The following is a 13,580-nucleotide window of genomic DNA, read 5'->3' on the forward strand; positions in this document are numbered from 1 at the left end:
AGCTCCGACAGAACAAAATCGCGTCATCCGTCACCCGTGTTGGCGTCGACAGGGGCACAACTGCGGGTTTCTGGCCGCTCATCAGGCAAACGTAAGTGATCTGCAAAAGATGCAAACCATTTGCGTCATGATGGAAATTTCAGAAAGGACGCCCGGCCCTCTACCGTTCGTACACATGAGCGCCGGACCGAACACCGCGGGCAGACGACGGCGATTCGGCTGGCCGCGCCGGGTCTTCTCGCAGGTGCTGCTGATGCAGCTCGCCATCGCCGCGGGCGTCACCGTGCTGGCCACCGGGCTCTTTCTCGCGCCCTTCAGCCGTGAGCTGGACGACCAGGCGATGAGCCGCGCCCTCGCCATCGCCGAGACCACCGCCTCCGCGCACGTCGCCGACGAGATGCTGGGATCACTACCGGTGACCGACGGGCCCGTCCAGGCCGAGGCCGAACGCATCAGACAGTCCACCGGCGCCGAATACGTGGTGGTCATGGACCGGCGCGGAGTGCGCTGGTCGCACACCGACCTCAGTCAGATCGGCAAGGTCGTCTCCACCGACCCCAGCGAAGCCCTCGCGGGCCGGCACGTGATGGAGATCGACAGCGGCACCCTCGGCCGCTCGGCCCGTGGCAAGGTCCCGCTGCGCGACCACCAGGGAAAGATCGTCGGGGCCGTCTCGGTCGGTATCGCGTACGACAGCGTCCGCGACCGGCTGCTCGCCGCGATCCCGGGACTGCTCGCCTACGCGGGCGGGGCACTGGCGGCCGGGGCGCTCGCCGCCTATCTGATCTCCAGACGGCTCCAGCGGCAGACCCATGACCTGGCCTTCTCCGATATCTCGGCGCTGCTCACCGAGCGCGAGGCCATGCTGCACAGCCTGCGGGAGGGTGTCGTCGCTCTGGACGGGGCCGGCCGGATCCGGCTGATGAACGACGAGGCGCAGCGGCTGCTGGGGCTCGGTCCCGATGCCACCGGACGGCCGCTGGACGAGGTGCTCGGCGACGGGCGCACCACCGAGGTACTCACGGGACGGGTGCTGGGCGTGGATCTGCTGGCGGTACGGGGCAGCCGCGTCCTGGTCGCCAACCGGATGCCGACCGACGACGGGGGCGCCGTCGTGACGCTGCGCGACCGTACGGAGCTGGAGCAGCTGGGCCGTGAGCTGGACGCCACCCGTGGCCTGATCGACGCCCTGCGCGCCCAGGACCACGAGCACGCGAACCGGATGCATACGCTGCTCGGGCTGCTGGAGCTGGAGATGCACGAGGAGGCGGTGGACTTCGTGACCGAGGTCGTCGGCGTGCACCGGGCCACCGCCGAGCAGATCACCGAGAAGATCCACGATCCGCTGCCGGCGGCCCTGCTGGTCGGCAAGGCCACGGTCGCCGCCGAGCGGGGCGTCTCGCTGCGGCTGTCGCCCGGCACCCTGCTGCCTGACCGGCTGGTGGATCCGCAGGGGCTGGTCACGGTCGTGGGCAATCTCGTCGACAACGCGCTGGACGCGGCGGCCGGCTCGCAGGACCCGCGGATCGAGGTGGAACTGCGCGCCGAAGGCCGTACGGTCGTCCTGCGGATATCCGACACCGGACCCGGTGTCCCGGTGGAACAGCGGGAACTGGTCTTCTCGGAGGGCTGGTCGACCAAGAAGCTGCCGGCCCACGGCAAACGCGGTCTCGGTCTGGCCCTGGTGCGCCGGCTCGCCGAGCGGCAGGGCGGCAGCGCCCGGGTCGGCGAGTCCGCCCACGGCGGCGCCGAGTTCACGGTCGTACTCCCGGAGGCGCTGACCGAAGCGGGACGGGACGGGGCCGCCGGTCCCGGTACGGGGCCCGGTCCAGCGGCTGATACGACACACGAGCAGGCCACGGCAGGGGAGACACGATGATCGACGTACTGGTCGTGGACGACGACGTCCGGGTCGCGCGGATCAATACGGCCTACGTGGCCAAGGTGGCCGGCTTCCGGGTCGTCGCCCAGGCCCACTCGGCCGCCGAGGCGCTCACGCGGATCTCCGAGCACTCCGTCGATCTCATCCTGCTCGACCACTATCTGCCCGACGAGAACGGGCTCGCGGTGGTCCGGGAGCTGCGCCGGCTCGGCCATCAGACCGACGTGATCATGGTGACAGCGGCGCGCGACGTCGCCACCGTCCAGGCCGCGATGCGCCACGGCGCACTCCAATACCTGGTCAAACCGTTCAACTTCGCCGGGCTGCGAACCAAGCTGGAGGCGTACGCGACACTGCGCCGCACCCTGGAGAGCGGCGGCGAGGCCGAGCAGTCGGAGGTGGACCGGATGTTCGGTGCCCTGTCCGCCGCGACCGCCCCGTCCCTCCCCAAGGGCCACTCCCCCACCACCGCGGAGCTGGTGCGCCAGGTACTGATGGGCGCGGACGGACCGCTCTCGGCGCAGGAGATCGGGGAGCGCTCGGGGATGAGCCGGCAGACCGCGCAGCGCTATCTCAAGCTGCTGGAGCGGACGGGCCGGGTACGGCTCAGCCTCCGCTACGGCGAAACGGGACGCCCGGAACACCGCTACACCTGGGCGGCAAGCGCCTGAGGCGTGTCCGGAAAACCCGCCCTACACCGCTCCCGCGCCGGTCAGCGAGCGGACCTCGGTCTCCGCGTGCCTGGCCTCGTCCGGCGGCTCGGACGAGAGGACCGTACCGATCCAGCCCGCGAGGAAGCCCAGCGGGATGGAGACCACGCCGGGGTTCTGGAGCGGGAAGAGATGGAAGTCCGCCCCCGGGAAGATCGCTTCGGGGCTGCCGGAGACCACGGGCGAGAGCACGACCAGCAGCACGGCCGGAATCAGCCCTCCGTACACGGACCAGACCGCACCCCGGGTGGTGAAGTTCCGCCAGAACAGCGAGTAGAGCAGCACGGGCAGATTGGCGGAGGCGGCGACCGCGAAGGCGAGACCGACCAGGAAGGCGACGTTCAGGTCCTGGGCCAGCAGGCTGACCGCGATGGCCACCGCGCCGATCCCGGCCGCGGCCACCCGGGCCACGGCGACCTCACTGCGCTGCTTGGCGTGCTTGCGTTTGAGCGAGGCGTACAGATCATGCGCGACGGACGCCGACGAGGCGAGCGTGATGCCCGCGACGACCGCGAGGATGGTGGCGAAGGCGATAGCGGCGACCACCGCGAAGAGGACCGTTCCGCCGGTCGATCCCGCTCCGCCGCCGAGGTCGAGGGCGAGCAACGGGACCGCGGTGTTCCCCGCGGCGTTCGAGGCACGTACCGCGTCGGAGCCGACCAGCGCCGCCGCCCCGAACCCGAGCACGATCGTCATCAGATAGAAGCCGCCGATGAGCCCGATGGACCAGACGACCGAGCGGCGGGCGGCCCGCGCGGTCGGCACGGTGTAGAACCGGGACAGGATGTGCGGCAGTCCGGCCGTGCCCAGCACCAGGGCCAGGCCCAGGCTGATGAAGTCGACGCGCGCGGTCCAGTCCCCGCCGTACTTCAGTCCTGGCGAGAGGAACTCCTTGCCGTGGCCGCTGTGGGCGACGGCGCTGTTCAGCAGGTCGTCGACATCGCCGTGGAAGCGGACCAGGACGAGCACGGTCAGGGTGATCGCACCGGCCATCAGCAGGACGGCCTTGACGATCTGGATCCAGGTGGTGGCGCGCATCCCGCCGAGCGAGACGTAGATGACCATCAGCGCACCCACACCGATCACGGTCCAGGCGCGCGCCGCCTCGCTCGTGCCGCCGAGCAGCAGCGCGACGAGGCTTCCCGCCCCGACCATCTGCGCCACCAGATACAGCACGGACACGGCGACCGAGGAACTGCCCACCGCGATCCGCAGCGGGCGTTCACTCATCCTGGCCGCGACCACGTCGGCGAGGGTGAACCGGCCGCAGTTGCGGACCAGTTCGGCGACGAGGAACAGGACCACCAGCCAGGCGACCAGGAAGCCCACGGAGTAGAGCATGCCGTCGTAGCCGAAGAGGGCGATCACGCCCGAGATCCCGAGGAAGGAGGCGGCGGACATGTAGTCGCCGGCGATGGCGAACCCGTTCTCCATGGGAGAGAAGAGCCGGCCGCCCGTGTAGAACTCCTCCGCGGAGCCACGGCGGTTACGGCTCACCCAGGTGGTGATCCCCAGGGTGACCGCGACGAACGCGCTGAACAGCAGCAGCGCCAGGGTCTGGTGGTCGCCGCTCACCGTTCGCTCCCCCGCGCCTTCTCCTGGATCCGCTTCTGGTCGAACACGGTCCAGCGCAGTTCGAGGGCGGCGCGGTCCCTGCGCAGCCGGGCATGACGTGCGTACGCCCAGGTCAGCAGGAAGGTGGAGAGGAACTGGCCCAGCCCGGCGGCCATCGCGACATTCACCGCCCCCACCACCGGTCTGGCCATCAGCTCCGGCGCCACCGTCGCCGCCACCACATACGCGAAGTACCAGACGAAGAAGGCCAGCGAAGCGGGGACGACGAACCTCCGGTAGCGGCGGCGTACCTCCTGGAAGGCAGCGCTGCGCTGCACCTCCAGATAGATGTCGGCGGCGCTGTGGCCACGCTCGGACGCCGCGGTGTTGCCCTGCGGGGCAGGTGCCGAAGGTGTGCCCGTACCGTCCGGCTCGCCCCAGCCGTCGTCCAGCGCGTCGTACCACGGGTCGTCGAGCCGCACCGCTGCGGCGTCACGCCCTTCGTGCTTCTCCACCGGTCAGCTCTCCTTGTCAGCGGACCGTTTCGGCCGCGCCTCAAGGATGGGCAGAACAGGAAGATCCCGGACTCTTCTCTCCCCCGACTTCACCCCATCAGGTGATGTTGGTCGCCAGAGACGGAAAGCGGCCTCCACCCGTGGGTAGAGGCCGCCTTACGCGGACCGGCTTCAGAACCTTCAGACGCTTCAGACGCCTCAGGCTTCAGGCTTCAGGCGGCTTCAGGCGTCGATACGCGAGCGGTCCAGGGTCGCCGCGGAGCTGGTGATGAACTCCTTGCGGGGCGCGACCTCGTTGCCCATCAGCAGGTCGAAGACCTGCTCGGACGATTCGAGGTCCCCGATGTTGATCCGCCGCAGGGTGCGGTGGCGCGGGTCCATCGTGGTCTCCGCCAGCTGGTCGGCGTCCATCTCGCCGAGGCCCTTGTAGCGCTGGATGGAGTCCTTGAAGCGGACGTTCTTGCGCTGGTACTCCAGCAGCGTCTGCCGCAGCTCGTTGTCCGAGTACGTGTAGACGTACTTGTCCTGGCCCTTCTTGGGCTGCACCAGCTCGATCCGGTGCAGTGGCGGCACCGCGGCGAAGACCCGGCCGGCCTCCACCATCGGCCGCATGTAGCGCTGGAAGAGCGTGAGCAGCAGACAGCGGATGTGGGCGCCGTCGACATCGGCGTCGACCAGCAGCACGATCTTGCCGTAGCGGGCGGCGTCGATGTCGAAGGTGCGGCCAGAGCCCGCCCCTATGACCTGGATGATCGCTCCGCACTCGGCGTTCTTCAGCATGTCCGAGACGGACGACTTCTGAACGTTGAGGATCTTGCCGCGGATCGGCAGCAGCGCCTGGAATTCGCTGTTCCGGGCGAGCTTGGCCGTACCGAGCGCGGAGTCGCCCTCGACGATGAACAGCTCGCTGCGGTCCACGTCGTCGCTGCGGCAGTCCGCGAGCTTGGCCGGCAGGGAGGAGGACTCCAGCGCCGTCTTCCTGCGCTGTGCCTCCTTGTGCTGGCGGGCCGCGATGCGCGTACGGGCGGCCGCGACGGCCTTCTCCAGAACGGAACGGGCCTGCGCCTTGGCGTCGCGCTTCGTCGACGTCAGGAACTCCTTGAGCTCCTTGGCGATGACATTGGAGACGATGCGGTTGGCCGCGGACGTACCGAGGACCTCCTTGGTCTGGCCCTCGAACTGCGGCTCGGCGAGCCGCACCGTGACCACGGCGGTGAGGCCCTCCAGGGCATCGTCCTTGACGACGTCGTCCTCGGCGACGCGCAGCATCTTGGCCGAGCGCAGCGCCTCATTCACCGTCTTGGTCAGGGACCGCTCGAATCCGCTCACATGGGTGCCGCCCTTGGGGGTGGCGATGATGTTCACGAACGACTTGACCGTGGTGTCGTACCCGGTGCCCCAGCGCAGGGCGACATCGACGCCCAGTTCGCGGGTGACCTCGGTAGGAGTCATGTGTCCGCGGTCGTCCAGGACCGGCACGGTCTCCTTGAAGGTGCCCTGACCGGTCAGCCGCAGCACGTCACAGACGGCCCTGTCCTGCGCCAGATACTCACAGAACTCACTGATGCCGCCGTCGAAGCGGAACGTCTCCTCGATCGTGCCGTTGCCCTCGCTCTCGCCGGCGCTCCGCTCGTCCCTGACGACGATGGTCAGTCCGGGGACGAGGAAGGCGGTCTGGCGGGCGCGCTGGTGCAGCGTCTCCAGGGAGAGCTTGGCGTCCTTGAGGAAGATCTGCCGGTCCGCCCAGTAGCGCACGCGCGTGCCGGTACGGGCCTTCGGCACCCGCTTGCCCTTGAGAAGGCCGTTGGCCGGGTCGAAGGGGGCATCGGGGCCCTGCTCGGTGAACATCCCGGGGACACCGCGCCGGAAGCTGATCGAGTGGGTGGCGCTGTTGCGGTCCACCTCGACGTCCAGCCGGGCGGAGAGCGCGTTGACCACGGAGGCACCCACGCCGTGCAGACCGCCCGACGCGGCGTACGAGCCGCCGCCGAACTTTCCGCCGGCATGCAGTTTGGTCATCACGACCTCGATACCGGAAAGGCCGGTTTTGGGCTCGACATCGACCGGGATGCCCCGGCCGTTGTCCTTCACCTCGACCGAGCCGTCCTCGTGGAGGATCACATCGATGTGGTCGCAGTAGCCGCCCAGGGCCTCGTCGACGGAGTTGTCGATGATTTCCCAGAGGCAGTGCATCAGGCCACGGCTGTCGGTCGAGCCGATATACATGCCGGGGCGCTTACGGACCGCTTCGAGCCCCTCAAGGACGAGCAGGTGCCGCGCGGTGTAGTTGGAGCCGTCACGGTCTGCAGTCAGCAGCGCAGTGGACGGCACGGACGTCTCGGCGGTCACGCGGTTCGCTCCTCGCTGAATTTGAGATGGGGCCCTGTGGGGTAAAGGCCCGGCGTCTGTCACCGGTCAGAGGGTACAGAGCCCTGGTAGAGCGGTTGTCACGCCACCCTCGTGAATTCTCATGCTAGTCCAAGGTCGCATAGGTGTTCGATCCCTCGCGGGAGTGAAGCACACATCACGTTCCCTTCGAGGCATGAACCATTTAGGCTCCGGGCACGTCCTCATCAACAACCGGCAAGCCGGCCGGGAGGGCGCACCCCCCTGACAAGCACTGTCAAGCAACGCGAAACCCGTAGAGCGAAGCCAAGCGAAGCAATACGGCTCATTCGCCGCCAACCACCAGCACCAGCCACCACGGAAAGAAGTTTCGAGGAAATGCCGCGAGCGGGAACGTTTTCGGCCTGGTTGGATGTTGACCCTGGTACGACAGCTCGTCGAGCTAGAGAAGAGGCGACGTGACTACTGTTCTGACCCCCGCGAGCCCGCTGACCGCGGCTGACCGCTGCGACCGCTGCGGCGCCCAGGCCTATCTGCGCGTCGTCCTGTCCAGCGGTGGTGAACTGCTCTTCTGCGCCCACCACGGACGTAAGTTCGAGCCGGAACTCAAGAAGATCGCCGCGGAAATACAGGATGAGACCGACCGACTGACGGCCGTACCGGCCGGCGGCGGTGAAGAGGAACACTGACACCTCGCATCCACGACGAGCCAAGGGGCGGTCCTGGACCGGCCGACGGGCGGCTTCTCTGCACAGCAGAGTGGCCGCCCGTTCTCATCATCGTGAGACGCGTGCTCCGATCGCCTCGGCGACCGGCTGCACGGCCGTGGTGATCCGGGTGTAGACCCCCGGGCTCCCCGCACGGCCACAACCACTCCCCCAGGAGACCAGGCCGATAAGCCGTCCCTGGGCCACCAGCGGCCCTCCACTGTCTCCCTGGCACGCGTCATGCCCGCCCTGGGGATCGCCCGCACAGAGCATCGTGGAGGGCCTGTAGCGGCTGCCTGAGCCGCCGGGGTACGCCCGCGCGCAGCTGGCGTCCGGCAGGACCCGCACCGGCGCCGAGCGCAGCGTGTTCGCGTAGGTACCGTCGCCGGTGGTGTCGCCCCAGCCGTAGACCGCGGCCGCGGTGCCCGGCGCGGAGGCGGGATCGCCCGGATCCGCCGGCCGGATCGCGTACGCGGAAGGCAGCGGGTCCGACAGCGTCAGCACGGCCAGGTCCGGCGCTCCCGCGCCCATGACGTACGCCTGATCGAGCTGGACGGACTGCACGGCGACCTCCCGCCCGCCGCTGCCGCGCAGCCGTTCGCGGCCCGCGATGACCCGCAGGTCCCCCACGTCGTCCGGCGCCACCCCGAGGATGTCCCGGCCCATGCAGTGGCCCGCCGTCAGCACCTTGGTCGGGGCCACCACCACGCCTCCGCAGAACTGACCCGCGCGCGTACCGCCGAAGCGGTCACGGCTGGACAGGGCGACGACCCAGGGATGGTCCGCGGACCGTACCGGCCGGCCACCGATGACCACACTGTCCGCGGCGACCGGAACGGGCGAGACGAGCGGCAGCACGGCCCCCGTCGCGATCATGGCCAGTCCTCCGGTCAGGACTCGGGCAAGAGAATGACGCACTTCAGGCTCCTGACTCTCCGGTGGACTCCGATCTACCCAGAGTCATCCAACCGGTCGAGTCTCGCACCCCGCGCACAGCGCGAGGGCCCGGATTCTCGAAGGAATCCGGGCCCTCGGGCCGAAGTGCTTCGCGCGCCCCTAATCCAGGTAGTCGCGCAGCACCTGGGAACGCGACGGGTGACGCAGTTTCGACATCGTCTTCGATTCGATCTGACGGATGCGCTCCCGCGTCACGCCGTAGACCTTGCCGATCTCGTCCAGCGTCTTGGGCTGGCCGTCGGTGAGACCGAAGCGCATGGAGACCACGCCCGCCTCACGTTCGGAGAGGGTGTCGAGCACCGAGTGCAGCTGCTCCTGGAGGAGCGTGAAGCTCACGGCGTCGGCCGGGACGACCGCTTCGGAGTCCTCGATCAGGTCTCCGAACTCGCTGTCGCCGTCCTCGCCCAGGGGGGTGTGCAGCGAGATCGGCTCACGGCCGTACTTCTGGACCTCGATGACCTTCTCAGGGGTCATGTCGAGCTCCTTGGCCAGCTCCTCCGGCGTGGGCTCACGGCCCAGGTCCTGGAGCATCTGGCGCTGCACCCGCGCGAGCTTGTTGATGACCTCGACCATGTGCACCGGGATACGGATGGTGCGGGCCTGGTCGGCCATGGCGCGGGTGATCGCCTGACGGATCCACCAGGTGGCATACGTGGAGAACTTGTAGCCCTTGGTGTAGTCGAACTTCTCGACCGCGCGGATCAGACCGAGGTTGCCCTCCTGGATCAGGTCCAGGAACAGCATGCCGCGGCCGGTGTAGCGCTTGGCCAGGGAGACCACGAGCCGGAGGTTGGCCTCCAGCAGGTGGTTCTTGGCGCGGCGCCCGTCCTCGGCGATGATCTCCAGCTCGCGCTTGAGCTTGGGCGCGAGCTTGTCGGAGTTGGCGAGCTTGTCCTCGGCGAAGAGGCCGGCCTCGATGCGCTTGGCGAGCTCGACCTCCTGCTCGGCGTTGAGGAGCGGGACCTTGCCGATCTGCTTCAGGTAGTCCTTGACCGGGTCGGCGGTGGCACCGGCGACGGCGACCTGCTGGGCCGGCGCGTCGTCCTCGTCGTCGTCGGAGAGGACGAAGCCCTTGTTCTCGCCTTCGGTCTCCTCCTCCTCGCCCTTGCCGGCCTGAGCCTCGTCGGCGAGCTCTTCGCCGTCCGCGGCCTCGTCGGAGTCCTTCTTGCCCGCGGTCTTCTTGGCTGTTGTCTTCTTGGCGGCGGTCTTCTTGACCGTCGCCTTCTTGGCCACGGTCTTCTTCGCGGCCGCCTTCTTGGCGGGGGCGCCGGCCTCGTCGGCCGAGGCGTCCACGGTCTCTGCCGCCACAGCGGCGCCGGCGGCCGCGACGGTCTTCGTCGTGGTCGTCTTGGCCGTGACGGTCTTGGTGGCGGTGCGCTTGACCGGGCTCTTCGCTGCGACGCTCTTGCGGGTGCGCTTCGGCGACTCCGCGGCACTGACCATCAGCGTCACACCCTCTTCCTCGAGGATCTGGTTGAGGCTGCGCAGAACATTCTTCCACTGGGTTGGCGGAATCTGGTCAGCCTCGAAGGCCCGACGCACGTCATCGCCGGCGATCTGCCCATCAGCCTTTCCCCGCTCGATGAGCGCCATCACAGACTCGGACTCGGCGATCTCCGGCGGGAGCGTACGGGATGTGCTGGCCGACACGAACAACCTCTCGGAACGATGGAAACGGCTTCCGGCCCCGCCCATGATCGGGCCGGAGCCGACGACCGTCGACTGGGGATGTTGCCGACGGCGCGGGCTTGGACCTCAGAGGGTGAATACAGCGCCACACGTGGTGGTCGTATTCCCTCCTCGGCTGTCACCTCTTAGGTCATCGCCCTGTGCCGAGGAGTGTTACGCCCAATCCACGTGGCCCGAGTCACACCTCATTTGCGACAAAGCGGCCAGAAGGAGGATTTAAGGCCCCACAATCGCGTCGCCGGACCCTCAGGGTCCGGCGACACACGATACGTACACCCCTGTACGCCCTGGCCCGGGGCAGCGTTCAGTGCTCGCGCGGCGCGGGAACGACGCGCTCCACTTCCGGGTGAACCGTGAGCAGTTGACGCATGGCCGATTCCGCGGCGGACGCGTCACCGGCGCCGAGGGCCTCGACGATCCGCGCGTGGTGGGCGAGCGAGGCGTCGGTGGGCCGGTCACATCCGGCGATCGGGCCGCCGGAGACCTGCAGGGCCGCGGAGACGATGCCGGAAAGGTGCTCCAGCATGCGGTTGCCGGCGAGCTGGATCAGCAGGGAGTGATATTCGGCGTCCGCACGGGCAAAGGTGATCGAGTCGCTCTGAGCGAGGGCGTGGCCCATGATCTCCACCATGTCGGAGAGCCGCTGCTGGACGTCCGCCCGGCCGTGGCCGGCCGCCAGCCGGGCGGCGAGGGGCTCGATCGTCCAGCGCAGCTCGCTCAGCTCACGGCGCTGGTCGTCACGCTGCGGCCCGAAAGCGCGCCACTCGATGATGTCGGGATCCAGCAGATTCCAGTCGCTCACCGGACGGACACGCGTACCGACGTTGGGACGGGCACTCACGAGCCCCTTGGCCTCGAGAACGCGCAGCGACTCCCGCACCACCGTGCGGGAGACCTCGAAGCGCTGGCCGATCTCCTCGGGCACGAGCGGCCGATCGGCGCCCAGGTCGCCGGAGACGATCATCTGACCGAGCTGCTGAACCAGTTGGCCGTGCAGCCCCCGGCCGCGACTGCTTGCCGTACGTCGTCCCACCCGGCCCAAATCGGTGTCGGCGCCGTCCCAGACGGGGGCGGCGGGACGGTCGGCTCCTGACGCCTCCGGGAAGGGGTAGCGGTCGAGTTCACCCGGGCCGGCGAGGCCGGACTCGACGGAACGGGCGGCGGTCATCATGGTGTGCGCAAGGGTACTCACGCATCCTTTGTCGGCGTTGCTTCCACCACCCTTGAGGTCTTTGGTGAAAAGCACACGAAAGGGTGATCGGCGCCCGCCCTTCGATTGACGCCTTATCGGAAAGAAGCGGGCTTTATCAGGGGAGTTGTGGGCAGTAGGGCACACTCCGGTCGTTCTCCGGTCACCAACGGGCCCTGCGGCGAAGGCCGGTGAGCAGATACGCGCAGAGCAGGGCCGACAGCGACAACGCCAGCGCCGCGGCGACCGGTTGGGCGACGAGTCTGACCATGGCCATCAGCCACCGGTCGGCCTGCTGCGGCCATTCCAGCCACGCCAGCTCACGCAGTCTGACCGGGAGTCCGACGATCGAACGGGCGGACGGGCCGGCAAGCGTCTTCTGGAGCAGCGGTACGACCAGGGTCGGTACGGCGACGACCGCGGCCACCCCGGCGGCGGCGACCCGGAAGACTCCGGCCCCCAGCAGCCCCGCCCAGGCGGAGCCGACGGCCAGCCCGGCCCAACCGGCGCTGAGACCGGGCCAGTTGTCCGGGACGGGCACGGCGGCGGAGCCGTACACGAGGCGCAGGGCCTGGGCGTCCACGGCCACCACCAGGAACGCGAGCAGCAGGGCCGCGCCCGCTGTCACGGCGAGCTTGGCGAGGAGCAGACCGAGCCGGCGCGGGACGGTGCCCCGCGCACCGGCGAGGGCGGGATAGCGGAACTCGTCGCCGAACGAGAACGCTCCGAGCAGTCCCGCGCCGAGCGCGGCGGGCGGCAGGGGCAGGATGGCGGGCCAGGCCACGAGCAGGCCGGGCAACGGGGTTCCGCCGGTGCGGGCGAGGGGCACGGCGAGGGCCACCGACACCGCGAGGACGGCGGCCACGACCAGCGCCGCGGTGCGGACACCGAGCATGCGGCGGAGTTCGTAACGCACCGGCCTGAGCGGGCTGCGGACCGGGCGCTCCGACAGCGGAGGCGGCAGCAACTCCCGGTCGTGGGCCGCCGGGCCGGCCGGCCGCGGCTCCGTGTCGGGACCGGGCGCGAGGCCGGCGTCAGGGCCCGGGCCGGGGTCCGGTGCGGGGCCCGGTGCGGGGCCCGGTGCGGGGCCCATGTCACCGACCTCGTCGGCGAGCTGATGGACCAGCACTCCGTGGCGGAAGGCGGTCTCACCGATCTCCGGGCAGCTGCTCCCGTAGACGGTGAGCCGGCTGCCCGCCTCGGCGACGACCTCGACGGAGCGCCGGTCCGCGCGGGCCTCGCGGCTCAGCGCGTCGGCGAGGCGGGCGGCGTGCGGTGTCCTGACGGCGACGCGGGGACGCAGCCTGGTGCGGGCGAAGGAGACGGCGTCCTGGTCGGCGACGAGGCGCCCCTCGTCGATGGTGACGACGTGATCGGCGGCGCGGGCCGCCTCCTTGGGGTCGCTGGTGGTGTACAGGACGGTGCCGCCCTCGGCGGCGTGGGCGCGCAGCAGTGCGTGCAGCCGGCCGCTCTCGTGGGACGAGAGGCCCTCGGTGGGCCCGTCGAGCAGGAGCGTGTGCGGGTCGCCGAGGAGCGCCGAGGCGAGCCCGACTCTGCGGTCCATGCCGAGCGAGAGGGTGCCGAGGCGTTCGTCGCGCAGAGCACCGAGACCGATGACATCGAGGAGTTCGTCGGCGCGCGAGGCGGGGACACCGGTGGCGGCGCAGAGCAGCCGGAGCTGGCCCCTGACGGTGCGCGCGGGATGTCCTGGCACATCACCGAGGAGCACCCCGATCTCGCGGGCGGGGTGGGCGATGAGGTGGAGCGGGCGGCCACGGAAGTACGCGGCCCCGCGGCCGGGTTCGAGTTCGAGCATCAGTCGCAGCGCGGTGGTCTTGCCCGCGCCCGGCGCGCCGAGAAGCGCCGTGACAGAGCCGGCCCTGGCCTCGAAGGTGAGATCGTCCACGGCGCGCGTGAGGTCTCGGCGGGGGGTGCTGGTCAGTCCGATGGCCTGGAGCATCGCTTCTCTCGCGGGGAGGTGAGACCGCTCGGCGGCAGAGTGGGTACCGCAGCAAGATAACGCGACATGTC

Annotated in this window: 10 protein-coding genes; 3 read left to right on the forward strand and 7 right to left on the reverse strand. The window is 69.6% G+C overall.

Translation table 11 applies throughout. From position 1 onward, the window contains the following. Positions 1-175 precede the first annotated feature (175 nt). Entirely contained in the window at positions 176-1,879 is a 1,704-nt protein-coding gene (locus tag ACFVWW_RS08170) for an ATP-binding protein (RefSeq protein ID WP_384329527.1), read from the forward strand. Then, entirely contained in the window at positions 1,876-2,553 is a 678-nt protein-coding gene (locus tag ACFVWW_RS08175; RefSeq protein ID WP_384188393.1) for a response regulator, read from the forward strand. The genes ACFVWW_RS08170 and ACFVWW_RS08175 overlap by 4 nt, the downstream gene beginning before the upstream one ends. 21 nt (positions 2,554-2,574) lie before the next feature. On the opposite strand, the gene ACFVWW_RS08180 is transcribed toward ACFVWW_RS08175, so the two are convergent. From ACFVWW_RS08180 to ACFVWW_RS08190, 3 genes are all read right to left on the reverse strand, one after another. Beyond that, the gene (locus tag ACFVWW_RS08180) at positions 2,575-4,167 is read right to left on the reverse strand and encodes a cation acetate symporter (protein WP_384188395.1); all 1,593 of its coding nucleotides are present in this window, start codon (positions 4,165-4,167) and stop codon (positions 2,575-2,577) included. After that, positions 4,164-4,661, reverse strand: a complete 498-nt coding sequence (locus ACFVWW_RS08185) for a DUF485 domain-containing protein (RefSeq protein WP_384188396.1) — start codon at positions 4,659-4,661, stop codon at positions 4,164-4,166. The genes ACFVWW_RS08180 and ACFVWW_RS08185 overlap by 4 nt, the downstream gene beginning before the upstream one ends. Positions 4,662-4,883: 222 nt before the next feature. After that, complete coding sequence (locus ACFVWW_RS08190) at positions 4,884-7,010, reverse strand: type IIA DNA topoisomerase subunit B (protein WP_384188398.1); 2,127 nt, start codon at positions 7,008-7,010, stop codon at positions 4,884-4,886. A gap of 455 nt (positions 7,011-7,465) precedes the next feature. On the opposite strand from ACFVWW_RS08190, the gene ACFVWW_RS08195 reads away from it, so the two are divergent. Continuing rightward, entirely contained in the window at positions 7,466-7,696 is a 231-nt protein-coding gene (locus ACFVWW_RS08195) for a hypothetical protein (RefSeq protein WP_040025353.1), read from the forward strand. A gap of 87 nt (positions 7,697-7,783) precedes the next feature. Here ACFVWW_RS08195 and ACFVWW_RS08200 read toward each other — a convergent pair whose 3' ends face one another. From ACFVWW_RS08200 to ACFVWW_RS08215, 4 genes are all read right to left on the reverse strand, one after another. After that, on the reverse strand, positions 7,784-8,632 hold the full coding sequence (locus ACFVWW_RS08200; RefSeq protein WP_389679347.1) for a S1 family peptidase: 849 nt from the start codon (positions 8,630-8,632) through the stop codon (positions 7,784-7,786). A gap of 138 nt (positions 8,633-8,770) precedes the next feature. Next, positions 8,771-10,321, reverse strand: a complete 1,551-nt coding sequence (locus ACFVWW_RS08205) for an RNA polymerase sigma factor (RefSeq protein ID WP_384188401.1) — start codon at positions 10,319-10,321, stop codon at positions 8,771-8,773. 343 nt (positions 10,322-10,664) lie between these two features. Then, positions 10,665-11,606 carry a FadR/GntR family transcriptional regulator gene (locus tag ACFVWW_RS08210; RefSeq protein WP_384188402.1) on the reverse strand — a complete coding sequence of 314 codons (942 nt, stop codon included), beginning with the start codon at positions 11,604-11,606 and terminating at the stop codon, positions 10,665-10,667. Between the two features lie 106 nt (positions 11,607-11,712). After that, the gene (locus ACFVWW_RS08215; protein ID WP_386876644.1) at positions 11,713-13,509 is read right to left on the reverse strand and encodes an ATP-binding cassette domain-containing protein; all 1,797 of its coding nucleotides are present in this window, start codon (positions 13,507-13,509) and stop codon (positions 11,713-11,715) included. Positions 13,510-13,580 lie beyond the last annotated feature (71 nt).

This window comes from Streptomyces sp. NPDC058198 (genome assembly GCF_042882605.1).
GTDB lineage: Bacteria > Actinomycetota > Actinomycetes > Streptomycetales > Streptomycetaceae > Streptomyces.

Bases quoted from the DNA above. Each gene is read 5' to 3' on its own strand.
- ACFVWW_RS08175 (WP_384188393.1), top strand. From the start codon at position 1,876: ATGATCGACGTACTGGTCGTGGACGACGACGTCCGGGTCGCGCGGATC.
- ACFVWW_RS08170 (WP_384329527.1), top strand. From the start codon at position 176: ATGAGCGCCGGACCGAACACCGCGGGCAGACGACGGCGATTCGGCTGG.
- ACFVWW_RS08215 (WP_386876644.1), bottom strand. From the start codon at position 13,509: ATGCTCCAGGCCATCGGACTGACCAGCACCCCCCGCCGAGACCTCACG.